The sequence below is a fragment of the Sorangium sp. So ce1014 genome, from assembly GCF_051521505.1.
In the GTDB taxonomy this organism is placed as follows: Bacteria; Myxococcota_A; Polyangia; order Polyangiales; family Polyangiaceae; genus Sorangium.
In genome coordinates, this window is the sequence record NZ_CP150356.1 from 8,726,745 (window position 1) to 8,752,812 (window position 26,068).

22 protein-coding genes are annotated in these 26,068 nt (G+C 69.4%); 4 read left to right on the forward strand and 18 right to left on the reverse strand.

Going from position 1 to position 26,068, the window contains the following annotated elements; genetic code table 11:
• Nucleotides 1-152: 152 nt before the first annotated feature.
• Nucleotides 153-1,331, forward strand: coding sequence for a hypothetical protein (locus WME75_RS33050; RefSeq protein WP_437479215.1), 1,179 nt, complete (start codon nucleotides 153-155; stop codon nucleotides 1,329-1,331).
• A 237-nt stretch (nucleotides 1,332-1,568) separates the two neighbouring features.
• Here WME75_RS33050 and WME75_RS33055 read toward each other — a convergent pair whose 3' ends face one another.
• From WME75_RS33055 to WME75_RS33130, 16 genes are all read right to left on the reverse strand, one after another.
• On the reverse strand, nucleotides 1,569-2,531 hold the full coding sequence (locus tag WME75_RS33055; RefSeq protein WP_437479217.1) for a TauD/TfdA dioxygenase family protein: 963 nt from the start codon (nucleotides 2,529-2,531) through the stop codon (nucleotides 1,569-1,571).
• Nucleotides 2,532-2,617: 86 nt separating this feature from the next.
• Complete coding sequence (locus WME75_RS33060; RefSeq protein WP_437479218.1) at nucleotides 2,618-3,433, reverse strand: class I SAM-dependent methyltransferase; 816 nt, start codon at nucleotides 3,431-3,433, stop codon at nucleotides 2,618-2,620.
• Between the two features lie 228 nt (nucleotides 3,434-3,661).
• Nucleotides 3,662-4,591 carry an aldo/keto reductase gene (locus WME75_RS33065; RefSeq protein ID WP_437479219.1) on the reverse strand — a complete coding sequence of 310 codons (930 nt, stop codon included), beginning with the start codon at nucleotides 4,589-4,591 and terminating at the stop codon, nucleotides 3,662-3,664.
• A 73-nt stretch (nucleotides 4,592-4,664) separates the two neighbouring features.
• Complete coding sequence (locus WME75_RS33070; protein WP_437479221.1) at nucleotides 4,665-5,498, reverse strand: ABC transporter permease; 834 nt, start codon at nucleotides 5,496-5,498, stop codon at nucleotides 4,665-4,667.
• Nucleotides 5,491-6,354 carry an ABC transporter ATP-binding protein gene (locus WME75_RS33075; protein WP_437479223.1) on the reverse strand — a complete coding sequence of 288 codons (864 nt, stop codon included), beginning with the start codon at nucleotides 6,352-6,354 and terminating at the stop codon, nucleotides 5,491-5,493. Before WME75_RS33075 ends, WME75_RS33070 begins: the two co-directional genes overlap by 8 nt.
• A 23-nt stretch (nucleotides 6,355-6,377) precedes the next feature.
• Complete coding sequence (locus WME75_RS33080) at nucleotides 6,378-7,529, reverse strand: sigma-54 interaction domain-containing protein (RefSeq protein ID WP_437479225.1); 1,152 nt, start codon at nucleotides 7,527-7,529, stop codon at nucleotides 6,378-6,380.
• A 292-nt stretch (nucleotides 7,530-7,821) separates the two neighbouring features.
• Complete coding sequence (locus WME75_RS33085; protein ID WP_437479226.1) at nucleotides 7,822-8,589, reverse strand: ABC transporter ATP-binding protein; 768 nt, start codon at nucleotides 8,587-8,589, stop codon at nucleotides 7,822-7,824.
• 18 nt (nucleotides 8,590-8,607) lie between these two features.
• Nucleotides 8,608-9,390 carry an ABC transporter permease gene (locus WME75_RS33090; RefSeq protein WP_437479228.1) on the reverse strand — a complete coding sequence of 261 codons (783 nt, stop codon included), beginning with the start codon at nucleotides 9,388-9,390 and terminating at the stop codon, nucleotides 8,608-8,610.
• Nucleotides 9,391-9,412: 22 nt separating this feature from the next.
• Entirely contained in the window at nucleotides 9,413-10,270 is an 858-nt protein-coding gene (locus tag WME75_RS33095) for an ABC transporter permease (protein WP_437479230.1), read from the reverse strand.
• An 89-nt stretch (nucleotides 10,271-10,359) separates the two neighbouring features.
• Nucleotides 10,360-11,439, reverse strand: coding sequence for an ABC transporter substrate-binding protein (locus tag WME75_RS33100; RefSeq protein WP_437479232.1), 1,080 nt, complete (start codon nucleotides 11,437-11,439; stop codon nucleotides 10,360-10,362).
• 42 nt (nucleotides 11,440-11,481) lie between these two features.
• Complete coding sequence (locus WME75_RS33105; protein WP_437479234.1) at nucleotides 11,482-12,999, reverse strand: porin; 1,518 nt, start codon at nucleotides 12,997-12,999, stop codon at nucleotides 11,482-11,484.
• A gap of 147 nt (nucleotides 13,000-13,146) precedes the next feature.
• Nucleotides 13,147-14,655, reverse strand: a complete 1,509-nt coding sequence (locus tag WME75_RS33110) for an amidohydrolase family protein (protein ID WP_437479236.1) — start codon at nucleotides 14,653-14,655, stop codon at nucleotides 13,147-13,149.
• 562 nt (nucleotides 14,656-15,217) lie between these two features.
• The gene (locus WME75_RS33115; RefSeq protein ID WP_437479238.1) at nucleotides 15,218-15,850 is read right to left on the reverse strand and encodes a DUF6151 family protein; all 633 of its coding nucleotides are present in this window, start codon (nucleotides 15,848-15,850) and stop codon (nucleotides 15,218-15,220) included.
• 86 nt (nucleotides 15,851-15,936) lie between these two features.
• On the reverse strand, nucleotides 15,937-16,779 hold the full coding sequence (locus WME75_RS33120; protein WP_437479240.1) for a carbohydrate ABC transporter permease: 843 nt from the start codon (nucleotides 16,777-16,779) through the stop codon (nucleotides 15,937-15,939).
• Complete coding sequence (locus WME75_RS33125) at nucleotides 16,772-17,770, reverse strand: carbohydrate ABC transporter permease (protein ID WP_437479242.1); 999 nt, start codon at nucleotides 17,768-17,770, stop codon at nucleotides 16,772-16,774. The genes WME75_RS33120 and WME75_RS33125 overlap by 8 nt, the downstream gene beginning before the upstream one ends.
• Nucleotides 17,770-19,137 (reverse strand): ABC transporter substrate-binding protein, encoded by a 1,368-nt coding sequence (locus WME75_RS33130; RefSeq protein WP_437479244.1) that lies wholly within the window; start codon nucleotides 19,135-19,137, stop codon nucleotides 17,770-17,772. Before WME75_RS33130 ends, WME75_RS33125 begins: the two co-directional genes overlap by 1 nt.
• A 632-nt stretch (nucleotides 19,138-19,769) precedes the next feature.
• Between WME75_RS33130 and WME75_RS33135 the strand changes: the two genes are divergently transcribed.
• Nucleotides 19,770-21,131: a trypsin-like serine protease gene (locus tag WME75_RS33135; protein WP_437479246.1), complete on the forward strand. Its 1,362-nt coding sequence runs from the start codon at nucleotides 19,770-19,772 to the stop codon at nucleotides 21,129-21,131.
• Between the two features lie 57 nt (nucleotides 21,132-21,188).
• Here WME75_RS33135 and WME75_RS33140 read toward each other — a convergent pair whose 3' ends face one another.
• Nucleotides 21,189-23,444 carry a prolyl oligopeptidase family serine peptidase gene (locus WME75_RS33140; RefSeq protein WP_437479248.1) on the reverse strand — a complete coding sequence of 752 codons (2,256 nt, stop codon included), beginning with the start codon at nucleotides 23,442-23,444 and terminating at the stop codon, nucleotides 21,189-21,191.
• A 443-nt stretch (nucleotides 23,445-23,887) separates the two neighbouring features.
• Here WME75_RS33140 and WME75_RS33145 point away from each other — a divergent pair, with 443 nt between their 5' ends.
• The gene (locus tag WME75_RS33145; protein WP_437479250.1) at nucleotides 23,888-24,148 is read left to right on the forward strand and encodes a hypothetical protein; all 261 of its coding nucleotides are present in this window, start codon (nucleotides 23,888-23,890) and stop codon (nucleotides 24,146-24,148) included.
• A gap of 20 nt (nucleotides 24,149-24,168) precedes the next feature.
• Here the strand turns inward: WME75_RS33145 and WME75_RS33150 are convergent, their stop codons facing one another.
• Nucleotides 24,169-25,077 (reverse strand): LysR family transcriptional regulator, encoded by a 909-nt coding sequence (locus WME75_RS33150; protein ID WP_437479252.1) that lies wholly within the window; start codon nucleotides 25,075-25,077, stop codon nucleotides 24,169-24,171.
• A gap of 113 nt (nucleotides 25,078-25,190) precedes the next feature.
• On the opposite strand from WME75_RS33150, the gene WME75_RS33155 reads away from it, so the two are divergent.
• Complete coding sequence (locus WME75_RS33155) at nucleotides 25,191-26,045, forward strand: inositol monophosphatase family protein (RefSeq protein WP_437479253.1); 855 nt, start codon at nucleotides 25,191-25,193, stop codon at nucleotides 26,043-26,045.
• Nucleotides 26,046-26,068: the final 23 nt, after the last annotated feature.

Below are 26,068 nucleotides of genomic sequence, written 5' to 3' on the forward strand. Positions count from 1 at the left end.
TCATGGTAGGCGTTCTGCTGGGTGCTGCGACGCTGGCTGGCACGCAGATCTCCTGCGGTTTTGGCGGGGCTGCTCCACGTTCCCCTGTGCCCGGCGGCGGCATCGCGCCAGGTGCCTCGGATGCAGCGGAGGCATCCCCCCGGCGGCCAGACATGTCGTTTTACAAGTTCGCAGATCTGCCCGCGCGCACGGCCAATCTCTGGCCTCTGGAGAGCGGGCAGATCCTGCTGGAGAGCAAGGGGACTTCCTTCGCGTTGGTCCAGAATGACCGTCTGGGCACGACGGAAGAGCTCGGCGAGGGATTGCCTCCGACAAGCTCAGATCCGGGAGGGACCGTGAGGACGATCCTCGGGCGCTGGCCCGATGCGGTATGGCTGGTCTGGCGCGCCGTCGACAGATGGAGTCGTCCTTACGACATGTACTACGATCGTGCATTCCGGCTTCGCGGCGATCACTGGGAACAGGTCGATGAGGCGCCACACGACGAATACATCAACCATGTGTATCAAGGTCTGTGGGATCAGGGCACAGGATGCCTGGTTGGCTTGCTCGCGGACGATGAGCGCGCCCAGAATGCTTGGGTCGCATACCAAAAGGTGCTGGATTGCAAGGGGCAGACACCGCCACGTCTCTCGTTCAAGGCGACAGGGCAAAAGGAGTACGGGGTCGCCGCCGCGCGGGGCTGGCCCTCGGGAGACATGCTGGTGCTCGAGGTGCATGCAGAGATGAAGGAGGGCGAGCCAGTCCCGGCCCGCCTCGCCCTGTCCCGACCGGGATCGCCGAACCGGGCGGAGGTGGTCCTCCCATTACCGCCCGAGATCCAGCGCAAAAAAAGGAAGTTCGAGCTGTACTACAGCCATCTGCTCGGGAACACTCCGACCGACGTTTACGTCGTCGGCAATCACGCGCTCGGCGAGGTGCCACGGTACGGCCCTCCTCCTGGAGCTATCTCATGGCTGCCGCTGCTCCTCCGCTTCGACGGAATCTCCGTGACGGAGATGCCTGCCCCGCCGGTCGAGGTCATCCTGGATGCCGACCGAGGCGAGGATGGCACGCTGGTGATCGTCGGCAGGCCGCCAGGCGATTCCGAAGCGCGCGAGGTGCAGGAGGTGTGGGCCCTCCCGCGAGGCGGCGCCTGGGTGCGGATACCGATGCCCGTCGATGCGGCGGTGAAGGCCGCGTACATCCCGGCGAGCATCGCGGCGCGGTCGCTCTCGGACGTCTGGGTCGTTGGCTTCCACGGGCAGCATGGGAAGGATCTCCGGGTCGCTCTCTTCCGCTCCCACCGCCTGGCCGAGGCCGCGCCTTTCGCAAACACGACGCAGCGGTAGCCACCACGCGAGCGCACCGAGGAACGATGCGATCTCCGCCCCCGAAGCCAGGTCAACCCGCCGCCAAGCAGGGCGAGACAATCGCCAGCATCGACACGCACATGGTACAAGCCGGCCGCGCACCTCGGCGACCCGGCGCTGACCTGCAACGACCCGACAACAGGGCATGCGATGTTCGCTGCAGGCTGACGCCGCGCCGCGCCGCGCCGCGCTGCGCTGTTGCGGGGCGCCGAGGTCTCAGACCTCGGCCGAGGCCGCCGCCGAGGCGCCGGCGCTCTCGCGCTTCGTCGAGGAAGCGCGCGGCGCCTTGCTGCGCGTGGCGCTGCGCCGACCGTCGACGCTGACGGGCACGTCCCCGTCCACCGTCACCCGGCGCACCACGCGGTGCTGGTCGCCGTAATCGTTGATCGCATAGTGCTGCGTGGCGCGGTTGTCCCAGACCGCCACGTCGCCCACGGCCCAGCGCCACCGCACGGTGTTCTCGAGGCGCGTCACGTGCTCCTGGAGCACCTGGAAGAGGTGCGCGGAGTCATGGGACGAGACGCCGACGAGGTTCTTCACGAAGTGCCCGAGCACCAGCGAGCGCTCCCCGGTCTCCGGATGGACGCGCACAACGGGGTGCTCGGTCTCGTAGACGGTCGACGTGAACACCTCGTGATAGCGGCGCACGTCCTCCGCCGAGGACTTCGGCTTTCGCGACTGGTAGTCGTACTGATTGCTATGGACCGCCCACAGCTTGTCGGCGAGCTCGCGGAGCGCGGGCGTGAGGTCCTCGTACGCGGCCACCGTGTTGGCCCAGACCGTGTCGCCGCCGTACGGCGGGACCACGAGCGCCCGGAGGATCGATGCCTTCGGGTACGCGTCGACGAACGTCACGTCGGTGTGCCAGGAGTTGGCGCGACCGCCGTACCGCGAGTCGAGCTCATGAATGAACTCGGTGCCCTCCACGACCGGGACCGTCGGGTGCGCGACGGGCTTGCCGCTGAACAGCGCGGTCAGCGACTCCTGGCTTCCGTCGTCGAGGTGCTGCTGGTTCCGGAAGAAGATCACCTTGTAACGGAGCCATGCCTTGCGGATCTCGCTCACTGTCGCGGCGTCGAGATCAGCCGAGAGGCGCACGCCGCGCACCTCCGCGCCGATCCGGCCGGCGACCGGCACGATCTCGAGAACATTGCTTGTGGGATTGACCTGGGCGCTCATGCGGCTCTCTCTCCTCGTGGCCATTCGGCCGATGGACAAACTGGGATGGCGTCGCGGGACGGCCGTCGGCAGACGGACAGGCCGGCTCAGTGCGACGCGGGCTTGTGCGCGATGGCGAAGAGCCTCTTTCCCTCGAGCCGGATGCCCTCGGGCGTCCGGAAGGCCTCGAGCTCGCGCTTGATGTCCTCGATGGCCTGGCTCCGCAGCGACTCGGGCAGGTGCCCGAGGAAGTTGCCGAACGAGCTCGCCTGCGAGAACGCGATGGCGGTGTTGCCGTCGGGCTGATGGTGGACGTTCGCCTGGGCCTCGATCCTCTGCGCGGTGAAGCCGGCGCCGCTGAGCAGGTCGGCCAGCTCCTGCGCCGTGACCCAGTGGGGCGTGCCGGCCTGGGCCTCCGGGTACCGGGCGTAAGGCTCCCTCGACAGCACCTGCTTCTTGATGCTCTGCAGCCGGTTCGGCTGGTCCTTCGCGCCCGTGGTGATCCCGAGCCGGCCACCCGGCTTGAGCAGGCGATGGATCTGCTTCAGCGGCTCCGTCTTCTCGGGGAGCCAGTGAAAGACGGCGTTGAGGTACACGACATCGAAGCTGCCCGCCGGGAGCTCGCCGAGCGCGTAGGCGTTCCCGACCTGGAACGACAGGTTCGGCCGCGCCTTGCGCTGGGCGATCTCGATCCGCAGGGGGAGCGGGTCGATCCCGAGCACCCTGCCGGTCGGCCCCACCAGGCCCGCCACGTGCTCCGCGAGCAGCCCGGTGCCGCTCCCGACGTCGAGCACGTGCTCGCCCGCGCGGACGCCGAGCTCGGCGATCAGCCGCTGGCCGTGGAGGAACTGCCGCTCGGCGCTGCGGACCTCGTATTGCTGGGCGAGCTGCGGTGTGTCGAAGGAAAGACTGAGTCCGCTCATGGGATGCTCCAGGTGAAGGGGTTATTCGGGACGTTGTCGGCGAGGCGACGCCCTGCTCGGCGTCTTCGCCCTCTCGCCTCGCTCCGCGCTCCCCGCTATCGCACGCGCCGTGCCAGGCGTCTCCGCGCGATCTTTTGGGGGCTTCGCGCGCCGATTGCTGCGGTATGAGCACGCGGTCAGCAGCTCATGCTGCGCAGGCCGCATCTCGCCTGCCGCGGGCCACTCCCCTCAATGACCCGACACGTCGTCGACCCGCGCAAACGCCTCGATGAGGCGCTCGCGGGCCCTCGCCGCCAGCGGCGGGGCGTCGATCGACCGCGCGTTCTCCAGCAGGTGCGCCACGCTGCTCGTCCCCGACAGGATCACGTGAGCGCCTGGCTCGTCTCTGCAAAAGCGGTACGCCGCGTCCGGCAGCGAGGAGATGTCCTCCCCCTCCAGGAGGCCGTCCAGCCCCTCGGCGGCGAGCTCGGGCGACACCTTGCCCCGCTCTGCCAGGTCGGCGAGCAGCTCTCTCAGCCGCTCGGGTCGGCTCAGCGCGCGCCGGACCGCGAACATGATCAGCGTGCCGACGTTCTTCGCCCGCGTCAGCGGGAATACGCTCGTCCGCGCCGACTGGTTCAGGAGGTTGAACCCGACCATCACGACGTCCCAGAAGTCGTCTCGAAGCGCCTGCTCGAGCATCGCGTGCGACGGGTCGGCGGCGAACGCCTCCGTGATGCCGAGGAACCGGATCTTCCCCTGCTCGCGCAGGCGCAGGAGGACAGGGACGATCCGCTCGCGCAGGTCGGCGTAGTGGTGCGGGAGCACGCCGTGAAGATGATAGACGTCGACGTGGTCCGTACCGAGCCGCTCCAGGCTCGCGTGCAGTGACGAGACAACGTCCTCGGGCCGCACGGGCGCATCGAGGCGAGTCGTCTTCTTCGTCGAGAGCACCACGCGCTCGCGCGGCACCTCGCGGAGCGCCTTCCCGAGGAGCGCCTCGGTCCCGTACGCCTCCGCCGTGTCGATGAAGCTCACGCCCCGCTCGATGGCTGCATGGACGAGCCGGAGCGAGTCGGCCTCGGCGATGCGCCCGGCGCCGAGCCGGCTGTCGCCGCCGGCGCCCAGACCGAGCACGCTGACCTCCAGGCCGGTCCGACCCAGGATGATGCGATTCACGTGGTCCTCTCTTTCTGTGTGCGGGGGTGAGCCCTGTGGCGCCCCGACGCGGGACGCCCGCGCGGCCGCAAGCTCACTCCTTCGGAGCGACCTTCCACGACGTGAAGCGCCGCTCGACGCGCATGAGCAGGTGATTGAACGCCAGTCCGAGCGCGGTGATCGTCAGGATGCCGACATACATGCTCGGGATCTGGAAGTTGTACTGTGCGTAGATGATGAGGTAACCGAGCCCGGCCTTGGCCCCGATCATCTCCGCCGCGACGAGGACGAGCAGGGAGTACGCGCCCGAGAGGCGGATGCCCACGAAGATCGTCGGGACGGCCGCCGGCAGGATCACCTTGCGGAACAGCTGGATGGGCGAGAGCCCCATGGTCCGCGCCGACTTGATGAGCAGCGGGTCGACCCCGCGCACCCCGCTGATCGTGTTGAGGAGGATCGGCCACGTGCACGAGTAGATCACGAGCGACACCTTGGACGCCTCGCCGATCCCGAGCAGGAGGAGGAACACCGGCAGGAGCGCGAGGGCCGCGGTGTTGCGCAGCACCTCGAGCAGCGGGTTGATGGCGTCCGCCACCCCCTTGTACCACCCGATCGCGAGCCCGAGCGGCACGCCCATCACGATCGCGAGGGTGAAGCCGAGCAGAGAGCGCGACAGGCTCGCCTTGATGTGGCTCAGGAGCTGCCCGTTCTGGAGGAGCTGCCACCCGGTCGCCAGGACCTCGGAGAGCGGCGGCAAGAACGCCGGCTCCACGAGGCCCACCCGCGGCGCCGTCTCCCAGATGGCGGCCACGAGGAGCAGAATCCCGGAGCGGGCGGCGGCGCGGCCGAGCCACCTCCCCACGTCGGAGAGGAGGTGCGTCGGCTGCGCCTCGTCGCGCAGATCGAGCGATTGTTCCAGGCTAGCCATTGACCGCCACCGCGACAGCGCGGCTCTCCACGGCGAGCTTGAGCTTCTTGCTCCGCTCCTGCTCCTCTGCCCTGAGCACCTCCTCGCGCAGGAGCGTCCAGATCTCGTGGCGCAGCCGGCCAAACTCCGGCGTCGACCGCGCGTCCTCGTAGCCCCGGAGCTCCTGCGGGATGTCGATGACCCGCTTCACGCGGCCGGGCCGCGAGGTCATGACCGCGACCCGCTGACCGAGGAACACCGCCTCATCGATGCTGTGCGTGATGAAGAGGATCGTCTTGCGCGACCTCTCCCAGATACGGAGCAGCTCGGCCTGCAGCGACTCCCGCGTCTGCGCGTCGAGCGCCGCGAACGGCTCGTCCATCATCAGCACCTCCGGGTCGTAGGCGAGGCTCCTGGCGATGGCCACGCGCTGCTTCATGCCGCCCGACAGCTCGTGTGGATGCCGATCCTCGAAGCCCGAGAGGCTCACCAGATCCAGGTAGCTGCGGGCGATGTCCCGGCGCTGGCCCACCGGGACGCCCTTGGCCTCGAGGCCGAACTCGACGTTCTCGAGCGCCGTCCTCCAGGGGAAGAGCGCATATTGCTGGAACACGATCCCCCGGTCGAGGGCCGGCCCCGTGATGGGCTTGCCGTCGAGCAGGAGCTTCCCGCTGCTCGGCTTGGACAGCCCGCCGAGCAGGTCGATCAGCGTCGATTTACCGCAACCGCTCGGCCCGACGAGGACCATCAGCTCGCCCGCCCTCACGTCGAGGCAGAGGTCCTCGATCGCCGTGAACCGCGCGCCCTCCTTCGACCCCGACGGCCCCTTGACGGCGAACGTCTTGCTCACGTTGTGAAACTCGATCTTGTTGCTCATGCTTCCTCCTACCTGAGCTGAGCTCATCCATGCGCGGCCGCGGCGGCGCCCGTCTCGATCTTGCCGGCGTGGTTGAGGGGGCCGCCCGCCCCGCACGCGGATGCGCCAGGGGCGGGGCTGCACGAGCGCGAGCGCCGCGCGAGCTCGCCGAACTGGGCGAGGCGAGCGCGCACCACGTTCCGGCTGATGCCGAGCAACCTCGCAGTCTGGAGCTGATTGCGCTCGCAGTACTGGTAGGCGGCGCGGATGATCGTCTCCTCGACGTGCTCGTAGAGGTTCGGGACATTCTGGTCGAAGAGGTCGAGCAGCGCGTCCTCCAGCGAGCTCCGCTGCGCATTGCCGGGCGGCGGCGCCGGCGTCTTCGGCAGGAGCGTCGAGAGCCGCAGATCGGCCACGGCGATCCGGCTGCCGTGGCACACAAGGAGGGCGTGATGGATCGCGTTCTCCAGCTCGCGGATGTTGCCAGGCCAGGGGTGCTCCACGAGGCGCTCCGCGGCCTCCCGCGAGAGCGTGACGGGGCCGGAGCCGAGCCGGGTCGTGTACAGGTCGAGGAAGTAACGCGCGAGCGCGAGGATGTCGCCGGGCCGCTCGCGCAAAGGCGAGAGCGCGAGCGTCGCGACATTCAATCGATAGAACAGATCCTCGCGGAATTTGCGCGCGACAACCGCCTCTTCCAGGTTGACGTTGGTCGCCGCGATGAGCCGCACGTCGATGGGTATCGGCTGGCGCGACCCGAGCCGCACGACCTCGCGCTCCTGCAGCACCCGGAGCAGCTTCACCTGCAGCGGCAGCGACAGATCGCCGATCTCGTCGAGGAACAGCGTGCCGCCGTCCGCCGACTCGAACCAGCCCGCCTTGGCCCCGATCGCCCCGGTGAACGCGCCCCGCTCGTGACCGAAGAGCTCGCTCTCGATCAACGATTCGGACCACGCACCGCAGTTCACGGTGACGAAGGGCTCCTTGTTCCGGCGGCTCAGCTCATGGATGTGGCGGGCGACGATCTCCTTCCCCGTCCCTGTCTCGCCCGTGATCAGCAGCGTCGCGTCGCTCGGCGCGAGCTGGTGGATGCGTTCGAGCAGCTCCCGCGATCGCGGGTCCTCGAAGACGAATGCCCTCGCGCGGACCGAAGGAGGAGTGGAACCGACGTGAGGGAGCGCAAGCAGCGGTATTGTCATAGACGTTCGCCGTGTACTTCACCAACGGATGCGTATCCATTATAACGGATGAGTCGGTCTTGCCAAGCGACAACTCGCATCGGTGAGGCGATTGCGCGGCCCGCCGGGAAAATCGGGGGCCGGCGCGGCACGGCGGCTGCCCGCGGTGGACGCTCACCTCCGCGCAGCGCAGCGCCCCGCATTACATTGACAATGGAATCTGTTGGTACTGTCGGAGATTGCGGCGATCGGCAGACGATCACCAGGAAGCGCGCCACCCGAGGCCGGGCAGCTCGCTGCCTCGCCCGAGCTTCTACGAGCCTCTCGGCGTCTCGAGGATGTAGCTGCGGACCTCGTCCGCGAGGGTCTTCAGCGCGTGGTCCGTCCGATCGCGCGGGTGCGGGACGCCGACGGGGACGACGCGCTTGATGCGCCCCGGCCGCGGCTGGAGCACGACCACCCTGTCGCCCAGGAACACCGCCTCTTCCACGTCGTGGGTCACGAGGACCATGGTGATCCCCTCCTGCTGCCAGATGCGCTGGAGCTCCTGCTGCAGCTTCGTGCGCGTGAGCGCGTCGAGCGCGCCGAACGGCTCGTCGAGGAGCAGGATGCTCGGCCTGTTGACGAGCCCGCGGGCGATGGCCGCCCGCTGCGCCATCCCGCCGGAGAGCTGGTGCGGATAGGCGCGCTCGAAGCCGGACAGGCCCACGAGGGCGATGTGCTCCTTGACGGCCCGCGCCTTCTCGTCGCTCGACAACGTCGAGTTCTCCAGCCCGAGCGCCACGTTCTGCTCGATGGTGAGCCACGGGAAAAGCCGGTGCTCCTGGAACACGATGCCCCGATCGAGGCTCGTCCCCCGGACGCGCGATCCGCCGACGAGGATCTCGCCCTGGTAGTCGTCGTCGAGGCCGATGACCAGCTTGAGGAGCGTCGATTTGCCGCACCCGCTCGTGCCCACGATGCTCACGAACTCGCCGGGCTCGATGGTCAGGTTCAGCCCGTCCAGGACCGGGAGCACCTCGTCCTTGACGACGTATTTCTTGCTCACATCTCGAATGCTGATGACTTCGGGCTCACTCATGATCGACTCCTTGAATTGTCACACGCTGCGGACGCGCCAGCGGAGCAGGCGGCTCTCCACGACCGAGGCGACGGTGTTCAGCCCGAACCCGACGAGGCCCGTCACGAGCACCCCGAGCAGCACGATGTCCATGGCGAACCGCTCGCGTCCGTCGGTCATCAGGTTGCCCACCCCCGGAGCGGGCTCCAGCAGGTACTCGGCGCCGATGGTGCCAAGCCACGCGTAGATGAGCGCCTGCTGGACGCCCGCGAAGATCGACGGCGTGGCCGCCGGGAGGATGACCTTGCGCAGGACCTGCCAGCGCGAGAACCTGAACACGCGGGCGATCTCGATGTGCTCTATCCCGACGCTCCGGACCCCCTCGTGGGTGTTCACGACCACCGGGTAGAACGCCGCGAGCGCGATGAGGACGACCTTGGCGGCCTCGCCGGACCCGAGCCACACGGACATGAGCGGGATCCACGCGAACAGCGCCACCTGCTTCGCGGCGTGGAAGCTCGGGCCGAGCAGCCTGTCGGCGAGGCGCGACAGCCCCATCGCGCCGCCGACCAGGAGGCCGAGCGTCGTACCCAGGGTGAACCCGGCGAGATCCCGGGCGAGGCTCGCCTGCAGGTGTTCGAGCAGACCGCCGCTCGCGAGCTGCGCCTTCGCGGCCGCGAAGACCGCCTGCGGCGGGACCAGGATGTGAGTATTGACGAGGCCATACGCGCAGGCGAGCGTCCAGCCCGCGAGCAGGGCGATCGGGAGCGACAGACCCCGGCGCGCCCTCGCGCCGATGGAGAAGTGAGCTTTTGAGTTCATGATAGGACCACCTCGCGAGAGGTCACACCGCCCCGCGGCGCCAGTGGAGGAGGCGCGCCTCGATCTTCCCGAGCCCCGAGTCGAGCAGGAGGCCGACGACGCCCACGACGAGGATCGACGCGAGCACGAGGTCGAGCTGGAAGAGCTGCCGCCCCCACACGATCAGGTACCCGAGCCCCTCGGACGACGCGAGCAGCTCGACGGTCACGAGCGCGAGCCACGCTTGCGTGAGCCCGTACCGTATCCCGACGAAGATCGAGGGGACCGCCGAGGGGAGCACCACCTTGCGGAGCAGCTGCGCGCGCGAGAACCGATAGACCCGCGCGACCTCGAAGTACGAGCGGGGCACGCCGCGGATGCCCTGGAGCGTGTTCAGGGCGATCGGGACGAGGCTCGCCTGCGCGATGAGGATCAGCTTGAGCGGCTCGCCGATGCCCACGATCATCATGAGCAGCGGTAGCCAGCCGAGCACGGGCACCTGGCTGAGCGCCTTGAACGTCGGATGCAGGTAGTCCTCGACGCGCCGCGAGAGCCCCATGCCGACGCCGAGCAGCAGGCCGGCGGCGCTGCCCGCGGCGAACCCGGCGAGCACGCGTCCAAGGCTGATGGCGATGTTGCTGGGCAGGTCCCCCGTGCGCACGAGATCGACGAGGGTCGCCCAGACGACGCCCGGCGCGGGGAGGATCTGCGGCGGGACGAGCTCGCGCTCCGCCGCCACGCTCCACGCGACGAAGAGCGCCGCCGGGAGGCAGAGCCCGAGCGCCGCGCTCGCCGCCTTCGACCCGAGCCGCGAGACCGCCGTGCCGGGGAGCGCCGCCCGCGACGGCGCGAGGTTGTACGCAATGTCCGGCTGATCGCTGTGAACTGTGGACTGAGTCATCTCTTGAGTGCCTTTCTCACGGCGCGACCGCCGCCTGGCTCACGGCGGCGGTCGCGCTCGGCTATCCGGCTCTGAAGCGCGAGCGGAGCTCAGCTGCCGGGGCGCTTCAGGTTGCCGCCCGCGTCGAACTCCGGCCAGTAGCGCTCGAGGTTCAGCTCCTTGAGCGCTTCCCTCAGGAAGCGCTGATCGATCCACGCGTCGACGTCGAACGTGTTCCGGATGAGCCCGAACTTCTTCGCGTCGGCGACGGCGCTCTTGTAGCGGGCGACCAGGAACTCGTCGAAGAGCGGGCTCGAGCGGACCTTCAGCGACTCGCCCGTGTGGTCCTCCTTGTAGTTCGCGAAGGGCACCCCGGACTTCGACCACAGCTGGTAGACGGCGGCCGGGTTCTTCTCGTTCTCCGAGACCCAGTGGGCCGCCTGGACGAGGACCTTCACCACCCGCTTCGTCGCGTCCGGGTACTTGTTCGCGAACTCCTCGGTGACGATCAGGTGAGCGTTCCGGAGGAACGTCGGCGACTGGCTCTTCGTCGAGTAGACGATCTTCACGATCCCCTGGTCCCTGAGCGACAGGAGGTCGGCCCCACCGAACGCAGCGTCGATGTCCTTGGTCGCCAGCGCCGCCTTGGCGGTCGCGGTGTCCATGTTGATGACGCGCAGGTCGCGCTCGGTCAGCCCGCTCCCCGCGAGGATCTTCGCGATCGCGAGCTGGATGTTCGTCCCCTTGAAGATCGCGACCTTCTTGCCCTTCAGGTCGGCCAGCGACGTGACCGGGGAGTCGGCGGGCACCGCCAGGTACGTGTGCTGCCGGATGGCCGTCCCCGCGAGGACCTTGGTCTTCAGCCCTCCGGCCCTCCCGATGGTCGACGGGAGATCGCCTTGCAGCGCGAAGTCGAGGAGGCCGTTGGCATAGGCCTCGTTCACCGCGGGGCCAGCCCCCCGGAAGAACGACCACTCGATCTTCACGTTGTCGCGCTTGAACTCCTCCTCGAGGAGCCCTCGCCCGTGCACAACGCTCAGGCTGCTCCCGCCGACGACGGGCCGGTTGCCGACGCCGACGCTGGCGAACCCGATCCGGATGACCTTCGGCGCGTCCGCGAGGGCCGCGCCCGCCGGGAGCGCCAGGAACACCACAAAAGCGAGCTTCAGTATCGTGATAAGTCTTTTCATGAACTGCCTTCTTCCTGCATCTGTCTACGGGCGAAATGGTGTCTAGAAGCCGCCCTGGAGCTGAGCGAGCACCTCGTTCCCCGCCCCGAGCGTGTCCGCGCGGTCGTTCCGCCTGTTGTAGTTCAGCTGAAATTTCGACGTCTCCGCGAAGAACACGTTGAGACCGAGCGTGTAGGTGTCGACGCGGCTCCTCGCCTGGTCGAGGTCCGGATCGAACGTGTCGATGCGGACGAACGGCTGGTAGGTCTTCGGCCACCAGTCGTCGTACCTCCCCTGGTTCCTCATGCTCTTCAGGAACTGCGCGCCGAAGCTGTAGAAGAACGTCGCCACGTGCGCGACGCTCTTCAGCTCGGTCTTCCGCGGGTCCTCGGCCGTCGTGCCGAGCGTCACCTCGTCCTGGCCGTAGATGAACTCGTACGTGATCCCGAACGGGAAGTGGTTGTAGTAGAGATCGGCGCCGTACCGGCGCTTGATCCCCTTCCCCGACAGCGTCTTCTTCTCGTCCTTGAGGAACGTGTTCTGCCAGCCGAAATAGACGCTCCCGCCCAGCGTGATCTGCCGGAGCCACGAGTGGTAGTCGGTCGGGACGGTGAACGCGAGGCGCCCGATGAAGTCCTTCTCGGTGTTGTCGTCGGTCGTGTTGGGGCCGTTCCCATCGATGACGCCGAGCGCGTACGCCAGCGTGCCGACGCGGTAGTCGTAGCCGTAGTCGACCTGAGGGAACAGGTCGCCGCGGACGATGAGCCCGATGTCGCGCCGGGCGAGCCCCAGCCGACTCGTGAACTGGGCGTTCGTGATGACCGGCTTGAGCTCCTCGTTGGCCGGCACCTCCAGGCCGAACGGCAAGAGCTGCTGCCCCAGGGTGATCAGGAGGGTGGACTCTTCCGGGCTGATCGTGGGGACCGGAGAGTACGAGATCTGAGCGTCGAGGAGGTTGAGGAAGCTGTTGTTCGTGGCCTGCTGCGGCGAGGCGCCGAAGCGCAGCTGGTAGGTCAGGTTGCGCCCTTCCTCGTAGTCTCGATAGAGCGAGCCGTTGAACGAGAGGAGCGCCGCGCCGATGCTGAACGTCACCCTGCGGTCATTGACGGTCGCAGAGCTCACGGGCTCATCGCTCCACCCGACGCGCGTCTGGATGACCCCTCCGATGAGGAGTCCGCGGGTCGTGCGGGCGGTGTGCAGGTCACGCTCGCGCTGCCATTGAAACTTGAAGTTTTCTACATCGGAGCTCAACCCCCGCAGATCGTCCTGCGTCACCTCGTTGGGATCGTAGTCCGGTATCTCGGCCGCGGGCTCCGCCGCCGCCGCGCCAGCGCCTGGCTGCGGCGCCGCGGCGTCCCCCGGAGGGGAGCCCGCGCCGGGCGCAGCCGGCTGCGCTGCGGCGGGTGCGGCGGGTGCGGGGGGCGCTGCGCCGGGCGCGGCGGGCGCGGCGGGTGCAGCGCCGGGCGGCGCCGGCTGCGCAGCGCCGGGGGCGCCCTGCGCGTGCGCCCGTCCCGCGCTGAGGACGAGCCCGCACGCGAGGGCCGCCCATGAGGCTCTTCTGGAAGGGTCAAACGTTGTCATCCATCGATCCCGAAAGCTCGTTGTATCGTCACGCATGATTGGAGTGTCGCAGGCGGGTCTACCAGGGCCCTGCGGAGCTCGAGGCTCGGCTCCGCGTCAGCGCCGCGCGGGGCTCATGGGGGCGAGCCCGGCGCGGCGCCCGGCCTGTCAGGCCGCCTTTTCCTTTTGGAGCTTCTGCTCCACGGCGGTGCCCTTGAAGAACTCCGGATTCTTGCCGGCGAAGAAGCTGTACGGGTGCGTGAACACGAGGTCGCGGAAGTTCGCCTCCGTCAGCGCCCCGCGCTCGACGAGGCTCCACGTGTCCGCGAGCACCTCGGTGAGGTCGGGAACATCCCAGTGCCCGCTGTCCGACGCCCAGAAGGCGTTGAGCTGCACGCCGAGGGGGTTCACCTTGGTGTTGAACGCGTACGCGATGGTCGGGTCGTCCGCCTCCGAGCCAAAGTAGAAGTTCGGCACGTAGCGATCGCGGATGTCCTCGATCCGCTCGATGCCCGCCGCCGCGAAGTCGTCGAGCGCGCGCGGATCCTGCGGCTGCCTCCGGGAGTTGTTCGACACGCCGAGCGCGCCGCCGAGGACGGCGTTGATGTCGCCGAGGCGCGCCTCGACCTCCTTGCCGCCATACTCCTTGTACAGCGCATGGAGCAGCTTGGCGTCGATATGATCGGGGTTGTAGTTCTGAACGGCCTTTCCGTTGCGCTTCTCCCAGTGGCCGACGAGATCGGCGTAGAGCGTCGCGCCCCAGGCCGCGCCCCCCTCGAGGAAGCCGACGCGAAGATCCGGGAATCGCCGCGTCACTCCGCTGAAGAAGAGCGACTTCGCCAGCGCCTCCGAGGCAGAGGCGAAGTGGCCGATGTGGTTGTACATGTAGCTCGTGACCGAGCTGCGGCTCGTCCACCCCATCCCGGCGGAGTGGGTGGTCAACACGGTCTTGAGCGCGACCGCCTTGGCCCAGAACGGATCGTAGTTGTGCTCGCTGTCCACGCCGAACGTGTCCAGCCAGTTCGCGTGCCGCGCGACGTCGGGATGGTGGCGCGACGGATACTTGTCGGCGATCTCCCGGATGGGCCGGCGGAGGTTGCCCGGGATGAGCGCGACCTTCAGGCCGAGCTGGTGGACCGCGAACTCGAGCTCCTCCACGCCCTCCTCCGGGGTGTGCAGCGGGATGGCGGCGACGGGGGTGAGCCGGTCGGCGTAAGGCCGGTAGACGTCGGCGTGATAGTGGTTGACCGCGCGGACGAGCACGCGACGGAGATCCTGCTTGCCCACGTGGGTGGCGAAGGTGGAGACGTTCGGGAACAGAACGGCGTAGTCCGTGCCGGACTCCTCCAGGCGCTCGTGGAGCAGCCGGGGCAGCGACACCGTCGCGAGGTCCAGGGTGTTCTTCGTCGGGAGAGCCCACCACGGCGGGCGCGTCGCGCGCCGGGCGGCGCGCTGCTCCGGCGAGAGCTCGTACCACTCGTTGCTCAGGTAGCCGAAGCCGCGGTTGATGGCCTCGCGGAACTCGTCGACCGCGCTCGCACCGCCGTATTTCGCGATGTAATCCTCCAGGATCGGCGCGAACTCGATGGTGTGCAGGTCGGTGTCGATGACCGGGTAATCGAGGTTGGCGCGGAGCGCCCTCGAGCGCGACGGCTTCTTCAACTGCGTGGTTCCCATGACGGTATTCTCCTCGCGCGGTCGCCGGCGGGACTGCCGGGCCGCGTTCGCTTGGCCTGGTAAGGTGAGCTCTCGAGCCGGAGCGCCGGCTACCTCGGGTTGCCCTCTGTCCCGTACGGAGGACAGCGGTCCACGAGGCGGATCAGCGCGAGCGACACGGCGGCGAGGCGAACCAACAGGTGCTTCATGGGATTGCGAAAGAGGACAAGCGGGTGCGGCTGGCGTCGCGTCGCTCGTGATCGAGCCCTCGAAGCCTGGGTCGCGCTCCTCGCCGACGCGTGCTCAGCTGGTGCTTGCAGGGGATAGCAGGCGGCGTGCCAAGGCCCGGATCCGTTTTAACGGACGAAACGCCCATGAGGCGGGCAGCGGGTGCTGCGCCAGCAGCAGCTCCGTGCTTCCGGGGTGCTGCGCCAGCAGCAGCATCCCGCTCGTCCGTTCAGCGTGAGGCCGCCGCCTCAGGTCAGGGAGGTTGTCGTCCGATCGGATCCGATCACGCCGGATCAGTCCCCCTGGGACGTCGGCTCCGGCGGCGCCGCGAGGGCTCCCCCGGCGTTCCGGCGCGTCATCCGCGCGCGGGGCGCGGGCCGCACAGCGGGCGCAGCGCGTCGCGCTCGGCCGGGGAAAGCACCGTGACCGGGTGCTTCGGATGGCCGCTCGCGCGGTCGAAGAACGGGTGTGGCCACGCCTTGCCGCGGAGCTTCCAGCCGAGCAGCGTTCGGATCGTGCGCGCGAGGAGGCGCACGTTCGGCTTCACCGACCCGGGCGGCGGCTCGCCGACCGCGAACTTGCCGAAGATCCCGCCGCGCGGCGCGCCGAACACCTCGTCGCACGGGCGTGCGCTCGGCGCTTGCTGGAACAGCGCGGTGACGATGCCGACGAACGGCAGCCGCGGCGTGAGCGTGTTGCCGAGCGGCGTCTTGCAACAGCTCGCGTACCAGCGATAGAGGCCCTTCGGCGTGAGGCGCACGGCGGTGATGAGCTCGCTGCCGCGGTCGAACGACATCGACGAAGGAGCGACCTGCACGATGTCCGAGCCGCCGTGCTCGTCGAGCAGGTCGGCGCGGCCGAGATGGTGCAGGAATGCCTGACAGTCGTTGCAGTAGCAGACGGCGCGGTTCACCGTGCTCGGCGCGGCATCGCGCACCCATCCATGGACCTTCCCGCAACGACACTGGAGCTCGACGTCTCTGGACATGGGGCTCGCATACCATGTCTCGACGGAGCTGTCCTGGCTCCTGGTCATGGCCGACCTGGATCGACGCGAACGCACGCCCCGAGCGGTCAGGTCTTCACGGCGCCCGCGGTGAGCCCCTGGACGAGGTAGCGCTGGAGCAGGAGAAACCCGGCCACCACGGGCACGCTGACGACCACCGAGGCGGCCATCACCTGGTTCCAGTAGATGTTCGACTGCGTCGCATACCCCTGCAGCCCCACGGCCAGGGTGCGGCCGTCGTCGCCGGTGAGCACCGAGGCGAACAGGACCTCTCCCCACGCCGTCATGAAGGCATAGATCGCGACCGCGACCACGCCCGGCTTGGCCGCCGGGAGCACGACCCGGAGGAGCGCGGTGAGCGGCCCGGCGCCGTCCACCAGCGCCGCCTCGTCGAGCTCGCGCGGGATGGTGTCGAAATACCCGGCGATGAGCCAGATCGAGAACGGCAGTGAGAACGTCAGGTACGTGAGGATGAGGCCGAGCCGCGTCCCGTGCAGCTCGAGCCCGGTGGCCCGCTCGACCGTGACGAAGAGGAGAAACAGCGGGAGCAAGAACAGGATCCCGGGGAACATCTGCGTCGACAGCACGGTGGTAAGGAACACGCGCCGGCCCCAGAAGCGGTAACGGCTCACCGCATACCCGGCGAGGATCGCCAGCGTCACCGAGAGCACCGTCGCGGCGGCCGCGACGACCGCGCTGTTCACGAAGTACCGCGCGAGCGGCACGGTCCGCCACATGTCCACGAACGGCTGCAGCGTGACCTCCGTCGGCACCCAGGTGAAGGGCCCCTGGACGTCGCGCAGCGGCTTGATCGCCGAGATCAGCATCACGTAGAGCGGGATGACGGTGAAGACCGAGAGCGCCGCGAGCACGGCGCGCCGCAACCAGACGACCCACGCAGCCTCACGCATGGCGAGCGCTCCTGCCGGTGATCAAGAGATAGCCTGTCGTGACGACGAGCAAAAAGCCGACCAGGAGCACGGACATCGCCGAGCCCAGCCCGAAGTTCCAGGTGATGAACGACGCCTGGTAGATGTGGATCGCGATGACGTCGGCCTCTGGCGGCGCCGCCCGCCCGAAGAGCGTGTACGGCGTCGTGAAGTCGTTGAAGCTCCACAGGAAGAGGACGAGCAGCAGCACCTGGTTGACCGGGCGGAGCATCGGGAGCGTGATCGACCGGAAGCGCGTCCACGGGCCGGCGCCGTCGACGCTGGCCGCCTCGTAGAGATCCGACGGGATGGCCTGCAGGCCCGCCGTCACCGTGAGGAAGGCGAACGGCCACGTCCGCCAGATCGCCACCACCACCAGGCTGACGAAGCTGTTGTCGCCGAGCAGCCAGAACGGGCGTTCCTGGACCAGGCCGAGCTGATCGACGAGCACCGTGTTCACGATGCCCGTGTCGCGCTGGAGCATGAAGCTCCACGTGATGACGCCGGTGAAGATCGGCATCGCGAACGGGACGAGGAACAGCGTCCGCAGCGCCGAGCGGCCGCGGAACGGCCTCTGCAGCGCGACCGCGGCGGCCGTCCCGAGGAGCCACGAGCCGCCGACCACGAGGACGCTGACGGCGACCGTGACCGCGAAGGAGCGCAGGAGCTCGACGCCGACAGGAGAGCTGAAGTCGACCGCGATGCGGTAGTTGGCGAGCCCCGCGAACGGCGCCTTGCCCCAGTGGCGGATATGGCGCTGCGTGAGCTGGAGGAAGCTCATCCACGTCCCGACGAACATCGGGACGATGTGCACGGCGAGCTCGGCGACGAGCGCGGGCAGCAGGAGGACGTACGGAAACGCCCGCGGCCAGCGCGAGCCCACCCGCGGCCTCGCGACGCCGCGCGCCGCGGTGGCCGCCCCGGCGAGCCCGGGCGCGTCCCCCCCGGCGCCCCCCGCGCTGCCCTCCTGCATTACTTGCCGCTCGCCATCTGCTGGTTGGCCCTGGTCAGCTTGGCGCGGATCGCGGCCTCGTCCACCGCCTTGCCGGAGGCGGCCTCGGCCAGGAGATCCTTCATGGCCGTGCCCACGAGCGTCTCGAACTGCGCCGTCTCCTCGATCATCGGCATCGACTCCGCCGTGTCGGCGAGCACCTTCTGGAACACCTGGATGTTCGCGGTCTTGAAGCGCTCATCCGAGTAGGCCTCCGTCACGACCGGGAGGGAGTTGAAGGCGGCGTTCAGGATCTTCTGCTCCTCGGCGCTGGTCATGAAGGCGACGAGCTTGAGCGCAGCGTCCTTGTTCTTGCTGTCCTCGAAGACGGCGAGGTTGATGCCGGCGACGTGGCTGTTCACCCGCTTGCCGTTCGCGGGCAGCGGGTCGGGCAGCGGCATCGGCGCCACGCCGTAGGCGTCGCGGGGGAGGCCGTTCTGCTCGATCGCCGTGGCGGCGTAGCTCTGGATCATGAGCATCGCCGCCTTGCCGCCGGCGAAGTCCTTGAGGATCTGCGTGTCGTTCACGTACTCGGCGTTGCTCGGGTTCACGACCTTGTGGACGCTGAGCAGGTCGATGTACTGCTTGACGCCGGTGACCATCTCCGGGTCGTCGAAGCGCGCCTGCTTGCCGTCGAAGATCTTGGCGCCCTGCTGGCGGCCGAACATGAACGCGAAATGGGCGTTCTCGCTGTAGCTCGCGCCCATGATGGCGAGGCCGTAACGGCCGCTCTTCGCGTCGGTCAGCTTCTTGCCGACCGTGATGAGCTCCGCCCACGTGGCCGGCGGCTTCTCGACGCCCGCGTCGGCGAACATCTTCTTGTTGTAGAAGAGCCCGTAAGCGAGCCCGTAGAGCGGCACCGAGGCGGGCGGCTGGCCCGGCGCGCCGGTGGCCGACATGCTCGCCGGGATGAACCGGTCCTTGCCGCCGATCTTGGCCAGCGCGGCGTCGTCGAACGGCAGGAACGCTCCGGTCGCCTGGAGCGACGCAGACCACGAGTTGCCGATGTTGAGGACGTCGGGGCCCTTGCCGCTCGTTGTGGCGCCGAGGATCCGGTTGAGCAGGTCCGACCAGGGGATGACCTCGAGCTTGACCTTGATCCCGGTCTGCTTCTCGAACTTGTCGAGCTCGGGCTGCAGGATCTTCTTGTCGTCTTCCACGCTGGGCGCCTGGTTGCTCGCCCAGTACGACAGCATCACCGGCGCGGCCCCCGGCGAAGCCGCCGCGGCCGACCCTGACGGCGAGGACGACGACGACGACGGCGCGTCGCCCCCGCTCTTGCCGCACGCGGCGGCTCCGAGGGCGAACAGGGCAAATGCGGCTACGGCATCGATCGTGCGTGACCTCACGGTGACTCCCTCTCTCTCTGAAGATTCACACCCTGCCGCGCGGGTCGCGCGAGCCCGGGCAGGCTACCCCCTGCGCGGCGGGGCTTGCAACGGGCAGCGCGGCGGGACGAGCCGCCGCTCGGCGCCCGATCGCGGGCTCACGACAGAGCGCGCGAGCAGAGCACTTAATCGGTTCAGAGTCAACGGCCAGGAGCGGGCGGCGCGCCCCACCCGACCCGGGCTCGCGGGCGTGGCCGGCGGCACGGGGGGAGCGCCGCGCCTCCGGCTCCCGGCCGTGTGACGCCGCCATGGCGACCGGGCGACCTCATGCACGCGATGCATAACGTCCATGCTGCCTTCGAGCTGGAAGGACGCTGGCGGCTGATTTAAACACCCGTCGTCGCGCCGATTCCACGCGACCTCGCGCGGGCGGTCCCGCTGGACAGCCGCGCCTCCCCTTGCGCTCGACGTGGGACCCCGACGGGACGCGTCCTCCGCTGACGTTCGCGCCTCGCAGAGCGAGACACGGCACGTGTCCATCGCGTCGAGCGCGCGCCCGACAGACGGAGATCGCAGCCCCACGGGCACGCGGCGCAAGGCGGGCGACGAAGCGCGGGGTATCGGGATCCTCGGAGCGACAGGAGAAGCAACCCGTGCGCGCACCTGTATATGCTTTGCTCTCATTGTGCCTTGTCGCCTGCAGCGTGGAGGGCTACGGCGAGACCTCCGAGGAGATCGCCGCGACGGACGACGCGCTGATCGGGGGGCAGCCGGCCCTCGAATCGCAGTATGCGTCGACGGTCGCCGGCCCGGGGTGCACCGTGGCGAAGGTCGGGCCACGGCACTTCCTGACCGCCGCTCACTGCGTGGATGACGAGTTCACGGCCACCGTGCACCCGGCCTACGGGCCGGGCAGCTCGTACTCGGTCACCACCGACAACACGCCCCCGCTCTCGCCGTACGTCAACCTGACGATCCAGCAGACGTACCTCCACCCGGAGTGGATCGAGGACTGCGCCGCCGCGCTGTCGGGGGGAGCGACCGATTGCGCGGTCAACGTCCTGAACCCGGGGTACACGCCCGACCTCGCGCTCGTCGTCGTCAACGAGCTCTCGCCGACGATCCCGGCGGCCGTGGTGGACGGGGCGCCGGTCGCGGTGGGAGATCCCGTCGTGGCGACCGGCTACGGCTGCGAGGACCCGAGCGGCTCGGGCGGCGGCCTCTTCAAGCTCCAGAACCTCAGCGCGTCGCCTTCCTCGATCCTGAATCACCCCGGCTCCTACGTCTCCGGCCCCGCCATCAACGACGTCGCGGCGGCGTACGTGCTCACGCCGGGCTACGCCAGCAGCACGAGCTACGCCAGCCTGTGCCCCGGCGACTCGGGCGGCCCGCTCTATCGCCAGAGCTCGACCGATCTCGTGGTCGTGGGCGTCAATGCCTATTACACGTTCCCGTCCGGCTGGAGCGGCCCGGCTCCCTCGCAGACCAACTGGCACACGCGGCTCGACACCGGGGCGCGCTACCCGGTGACGTCGTGGCTCCAGGCCCTCGGGGTGAGCGTGATCAACGGCGGCACCGCGCCGACCTGCACCGACGGCGTGCAGAACGGCACCGAGACCGACGTCGACTGCGGCGGCACGTGCACGGCCGACTGCGCGAACGGCGATACGTGCAACACAGGCGCGGACTGCACGAGCCAGAACTGCGTGGCCGGGATCTGCCAGCCCAGCACCGGGACGGCGCCGTGCAGCAACCTGTGCACGAGCCCCACCGTGTTCACAGGCCCGGGCTACAGCTCGGGCAATCTCGGCACCGGCGCGCGCTGCTTCGAGACCACGGCGAACCTGAGCGGCATCAACTGCGGTAACTTCATCAACGGGCGCTCGCTCGCGATCAACGGCGCGGCCGTGACCTGCAACGGCGGCAACGTCACGCCGCCCGCCGAGCGGAACGGCGGCTACTGCTTCCAGGCCGCCGCCGGCGACCCGGCGTGGGCCTACTTCACCACCTGGTGAGGCGAGCCGCGTCATGACCGGTCCGCGGCCGCCCCCCCGGCGGCCGCGGACGCTCGATCACCGGAGCGCCGCCTTCTCCTTCGCCGGCGGCGCATCGAGCCCGAGCTGCTTGAAGAGGAACGCGAACACGTCGGCTTGCTCCTCGATCTCCTCCGAGAGCGGCGTCCCGATCCCGTGGCCCGTCGAGCCGCTCGCCCTGAGCAGGATGGGCGCCGAGCTCGACGTGGCCGCCTGCATCCGCGCCGCCATCTTCCGCGAATGGAACGGGTCCACCCGCGCGTCGTTCGCGCCCGTCAGGAGCAGCGTGGCCGGGTACGCGGTCCCGTCCTTGACGTGATGGTACGGCGAGTAGGCGTGGAGCGCCTTGAAATGCTCCGGGTCCTTGACCGTGCCGAACTCGGTCACGTTGAACGCCCCGTTCGGCGTCAGCTCCACCCGGAGCATGTCGTAGATGCCGACGTGCGAGACCACCGCCTTAACCATCTCCGGGTGCTGCGTGAGCTGCGCGCCCATCAGCAGGCCGCCGTTCGAGCCGCCCATGATCGCGAGCCGGTCCGGGCTCGTCATGCGCCGGTCGACGAGGTGCTTCGCGCACGCCGCGAAGTCGTCGAAGACGTTCTGCTTCTTCGTCAGGTTGCCCCCGCGGTGCCACGCCTCGCCGAACTCACCGCCGCCCCGCAGGTTGGCGACCGCGAACACCCCTCCCTGGTCGAACCACAGCCGCCAGATCGGGTTGAACCCGGGAGATACGCTGAGCCCGTAACCCCCGTATCCGGTGAGCAGCGCCGGCGCGGTCCCGTCGAGGGCCGTGTCCTTGCGGCGCAGGATGCTGATGGGCACCTGGGTCCCGTCCTTCGACGCGCACGCCTCGCGGACGACCTCCACGTCGGCATAGGAGACGGGGGCGGTCATCGCGAGCGGCGTCTTCGTCACCTTGCCGTCCCTGGCCGAGTACGCGAACCAGGCCGCGGGCTCTGTGTAGCTGACCCCGCGGAAGAGCAGGTCGTCGCCGGTCGCGCGCACGAGCTGCCGCACCGACGAGACCGGCGGGATCGGCACGGTCCCGAGCGCCTTGCCCTTCAGATCGAAGACGCGGACCTGCGACGGGCCGCCGAGCAGATCCCGGACGTAGAGCCGCCCCCTCGTGGGCAAGAAGCCCTGGATCACCGCCTCGCTCTCGGGCACCACGAGCTCCGCCTTCGCGAGATCCAGCTTGCCCGGCGCGAGGCGCACCACCTTGCCGCGCGGCGCGTCCTTGCGCGACAGGAGGTAGAGCCGGTCGTCGGCGCCGAACCCGGCGTGGATGATCTTGTCGGGCAGGTCGGCGAAGCGGGTCCATTGGCCCGAGGCGTCGAGGAGGTAGTGCCAGTACTCGCCGCCATCGCCGTTCTGCACGCTGGCGAGCACGAGCCTGCCGCTCTCGCTCGTCGTGAGCTCCACCTCGGCGATGCGGGGGAATTCCTTGCCGAGCGAGTACCTGTCTTCCTTCTCCGGCGCGCCGAGCTTGTGGAAGTAGATCTGCTGGAAGAAGCCCATGTCCTCCTGCGGGCGCTCGCCGGGGCGCGGGTGGCGGGTGAAATAGAACCCCTTGCCGTCGCCGCTCCAGGCGAGGCTGCCGCCCGCCGTGCCGCTGCTCGCGTAAGGGATTGTGTCGCCCGTCTCCTTGCCTGTCGCGACGTCGTAGACGCGCACGGTGCCGTTCTCGGTGCCGCCCTCGGACAGCGAGACAGCCACCTTCTTGCCGTCGCGCGAGGGGACGAACCAGTCGATGGTCGTGTGCCCTTTCGGGTCGACGACCTCCGGGTCGACGAGGATCCGCTCGGAGGCGGGCTCGCTCGCCGACCTCAGGACCACGAGGAACGGCTGCTGCTTCGGCGGCTGGTCCTTGAGCGCGAAGAGCTGCCCGCCGGCGTCGTCGAGCGCGTAGTAGTTCGCCGAGGTCGCCGACAGGATCTCCTGCACGCGCGCCCGGACGGCGCCGCGCGCGGGCAGCGCGTCGAGGTAGCCGCGCGAGAGCCGGTTCTGCTCCGCGATCCAGCGCTGGACCTCGGGAGAGCTCGCGTCCTCGAGCCACTGGTAGTCGTCGACGACCTTTGTGCCATGGTACTCGTTCGTGACCGGCCGCTTCGCGGTCTGCGGGTACGGAAGGCGAGCTCCCCCTGCCGGGAGCGCGGCAGGCGCGGCGAGCGGCGGCGGGGCCGCGGCGGTGGGGGCCGCGGCCGGCTCGTCCGGCGGCCTCGGCGCAGGCGCGCTGCACGCCGCGAGCAGCGGCAGCGCCAGGGTGATGGCGGGGATCGTGCGCAGGCGGTTCATGCCGTCGAAGCTAGCCGCGGCCACGGCCGCCGCGAACGAGAATCGGTCCAGCGGGCGGGCGCCTCGCGGTCCTGCAACGGTGCAAGGCCGCCCTCGCAGGATCGAAACCGCAGCGTCGGTGTCCGAGACAAAAATGCGGGGAAATCCGTAGGGATGGACCTGGTACGGACGGTGCTTATCCCCCGGCCAGCACCGCCGGCGGCCTCCGCTACCCCCCGAGGCGCCCGGCGGCGCTGCTATTTTGTCTCCCGATCTCGGGAGCTCGTCCCTCGTCTCCTCGTGGTTGCGGGCGCAGCGAGGGGCGCGGCCAGGATCGCGCGAGTTGCTGGAGCCGGTCTGGGCCGGCCGCGCGGGCGCCGGCGTCACGGCGTCAATGGCAGAGGTCGCCCAGGCGCCGCGGGCAGCGCGCGGGGCGCGGCGCTCTTCGTGCTAGCGTGCGCCGCATGACGACGACCTACGAGAAAGAAGGAGCGACCCTGACCGCAGACGCCGAGGTCCGCGAGGTCGATGACGGCGTCCTGAAGGATCTCGAGTCGAAGTACGCCGACGTGGCCTGCCCGATGCACGGCGGGCCGCCGACCTTCGAGCTCGCCACCGACGGGTCGGTGGTCGAGCGCTTCTGCTGTCCGGCCCTGCTCTCGATCGTCCGCGAGCTCCAGGTCGCCGCGGGCGAGCGGCCCCCGCCGGCGGATGAGGACGAATAGAAAGAGCCTGTGCTCCCGAGCTACCGCTCTCCACGACAGATGGCCTGAACGATCTCGCGCGTGTGCCCGCGCAGCCACGCGTGTGCCTTGTCGCTCTCGTAGCGCTGGTGCCACAGCTGGACGATCCGGAGCTCCGGCACATCGAGCGGCAGCGGGAGGGCGCTGAGGCCCACCGTCCGCAGAGTCGGGCCGCAGACGCGCGCCGGCAGCACGACGACGAGATCGCTCTCCTGAACGAAATGGATGGCGGCCGCGCTCGTGGGCGCTGCCGCGACGACGCGCCGCCGCAGCCCCAGGGCCTCGAGCGCGTCGTCGATGGGATCGCGCAGGCGACCGCGGCGTGACACGATGACGTGGAGCGCCTGGGCATAGCGCCTGGCGGTGAGCCGGCCGCGCGCGAGCGGGTGGTCCCGGCGAACGGCGACGACGAGGCAGTCCTGGCCGACAAGCTCCCCGCGGATCTCGGGGAGGGCGGGCTCCGCCGCGCCGATCTCGAGATCGACGCGCCCGTGACGCAGGTCATCGGTATCTCCCGTGGGCTCGCCCAGGAGCCGGAGCTGCACATGAGGGGCCTGCTCCTGCACCGCGAGCAGCAGCCGCGTACCGAGGGCCGACATGAGCGCGTCGTGGCAGCGGACGGTGAAGGTGCGGTCGAGCTTCTGGAGGTCGAGCTCCCGCTCGGGCGCGAACACCGCATGCGCCCGCTGGACGATCGCCTGAACCTCCTGCCGCAAGGCCAGCGCGCGCGGCGTCAGCGCCATCGTTCGCCCGGTGCGCACAAGGATCGGGTCCCCCGTGGCGTCCCTGATGCGCCCCAGCGTCCGGCTCATCGCGGGCTGAGAGAGGTGCAGCCGGGCCGCGGCAGCGCTGACGCTCCTCTCCTCGAGCAGCGCGTCCAGGGCCGTCAACAGGTTCAGATCCACATGCATGGCGGTAATCCTTCGCATACCAACTATGCATTGGACGACATACGTCGTCCAGCGTTTACTTCTGCGAGCGAGGGCTCGCGAGGACGCGCGAGCCGCTCGACTCAGGAGGATTCATGTCGACACATTCCGAGCCGATGACCGACCGCGCGACGCGGCGGGACCGAAGCGCGGGCCACGAGGAGGACGAGTCCCTGCTGCCCGCGGTCGTCGCGGCGCTGTCCGCGGCAGGCGAGCGGCTCGTCGGCCGCTTCTCGACAGAGCCTCGCCTCGAGAGCCGCGAGGACGTCCTCGCCGCGGTCCGCGAGCGCGATGCGGTCTCGCTCGACGCGATCCGCGAGCCGCTCTCGCGCGCTCGCCCGGGTGCCGGGTGGGTGGAGGACGAGTTCGCGTGCGGGCCGCTCCCGGAAGGGGAGTGGTGGGTCACCGACACCGTCGAGGGGAACATCAACCACGTTCACGGGATGGCGGACTGGTGCGTCACGGCGACCCTCGTCCGCGACAACGAGCCGGTGCTGGCGGTCGTGCACCTGCCCCTGAGCGGCGAGACGTACACCGCCCGGAAGGGCGCAGGCGCAACCCTGGGGAACAGGAGACTTCGCGTGTCGGCGAAGGCGGCGCTCGACGCGGCCTACGTCGGGACCGGCCAGGCGAAGCCCGGCGAGGACGAGCAGACGTACCGGCGGATCGGCCAGTCCGTCACCGCGATGCTCGGGAGCGCGCTCGTGCTGCGCGTGTCGGTCCCGGCCACCCTCCTGCTCGTCCAGGTCGCGGCAGGCCGGATGGACGTCTTCTGGCAGTACAGCCAGCTCCGCTCCGGGCTCGTCGCGGGCGCGCTGCTCGTCGCCGAGGCCGGGGGCGCGGTCACCGACACACGCGGTAACCGCTGGAGCCTGGCCAGCGACGACTTCCTGGCTGCAGCGCCGCGGCTTCACGCCGGCGCGGTCGCCGTCCTGTCAACCGTTCGCTGAGAGAGGGGGTCTGAACATGGAGC

Bases quoted from the DNA above. Each gene is read 5' to 3' on its own strand.
- WME75_RS33050 (WP_437479215.1), top strand. From the start codon at position 153: ATGTCGTTTTACAAGTTCGCAGATCTGCCCGCGCGCACGGCCAATCTC.
- WME75_RS33055 (WP_437479217.1), bottom strand. From the start codon at position 2,531: ATGAGCGCCCAGGTCAATCCCACAAGCAATGTTCTCGAGATCGTGCCG.
- WME75_RS33060 (WP_437479218.1), bottom strand. From the start codon at position 3,433: ATGAGCGGACTCAGTCTTTCCTTCGACACACCGCAGCTCGCCCAGCAA.
- WME75_RS33070 (WP_437479221.1), bottom strand. From the start codon at position 5,498: ATGGCTAGCCTGGAACAATCGCTCGATCTGCGCGACGAGGCGCAGCCG.
- WME75_RS33075 (WP_437479223.1), bottom strand. From the start codon at position 6,354: ATGAGCAACAAGATCGAGTTTCACAACGTGAGCAAGACGTTCGCCGTC.
- WME75_RS33080 (WP_437479225.1), bottom strand. From the start codon at position 7,529: ATGACAATACCGCTGCTTGCGCTCCCTCACGTCGGTTCCACTCCTCCT.
- WME75_RS33085 (WP_437479226.1), bottom strand. From the start codon at position 8,589: ATGAGTGAGCCCGAAGTCATCAGCATTCGAGATGTGAGCAAGAAATAC.
- WME75_RS33090 (WP_437479228.1), bottom strand. From the start codon at position 9,390: ATGAACTCAAAAGCTCACTTCTCCATCGGCGCGAGGGCGCGCCGGGGT.
- WME75_RS33095 (WP_437479230.1), bottom strand. From the start codon at position 10,270: ATGACTCAGTCCACAGTTCACAGCGATCAGCCGGACATTGCGTACAAC.
- WME75_RS33100 (WP_437479232.1), bottom strand. From the start codon at position 11,439: ATGAAAAGACTTATCACGATACTGAAGCTCGCTTTTGTGGTGTTCCTG.
- WME75_RS33105 (WP_437479234.1), bottom strand. From the start codon at position 12,999: ATGACAACGTTTGACCCTTCCAGAAGAGCCTCATGGGCGGCCCTCGCG.
- WME75_RS33110 (WP_437479236.1), bottom strand. From the start codon at position 14,655: ATGGGAACCACGCAGTTGAAGAAGCCGTCGCGCTCGAGGGCGCTCCGC.
- WME75_RS33115 (WP_437479238.1), bottom strand. From the start codon at position 15,850: ATGTCCAGAGACGTCGAGCTCCAGTGTCGTTGCGGGAAGGTCCATGGA.
- WME75_RS33120 (WP_437479240.1), bottom strand. From the start codon at position 16,779: ATGCGTGAGGCTGCGTGGGTCGTCTGGTTGCGGCGCGCCGTGCTCGCG.
- WME75_RS33125 (WP_437479242.1), bottom strand. From the start codon at position 17,770: ATGCAGGAGGGCAGCGCGGGGGGCGCCGGGGGGGACGCGCCCGGGCTC.
- WME75_RS33140 (WP_437479248.1), bottom strand. From the start codon at position 23,444: ATGAACCGCCTGCGCACGATCCCCGCCATCACCCTGGCGCTGCCGCTG.
- WME75_RS33145 (WP_437479250.1), top strand. From the start codon at position 23,888: ATGACGACGACCTACGAGAAAGAAGGAGCGACCCTGACCGCAGACGCC.
- WME75_RS33150 (WP_437479252.1), bottom strand. From the start codon at position 25,077: ATGCATGTGGATCTGAACCTGTTGACGGCCCTGGACGCGCTGCTCGAG.
- WME75_RS33155 (WP_437479253.1), top strand. From the start codon at position 25,191: ATGTCGACACATTCCGAGCCGATGACCGACCGCGCGACGCGGCGGGAC.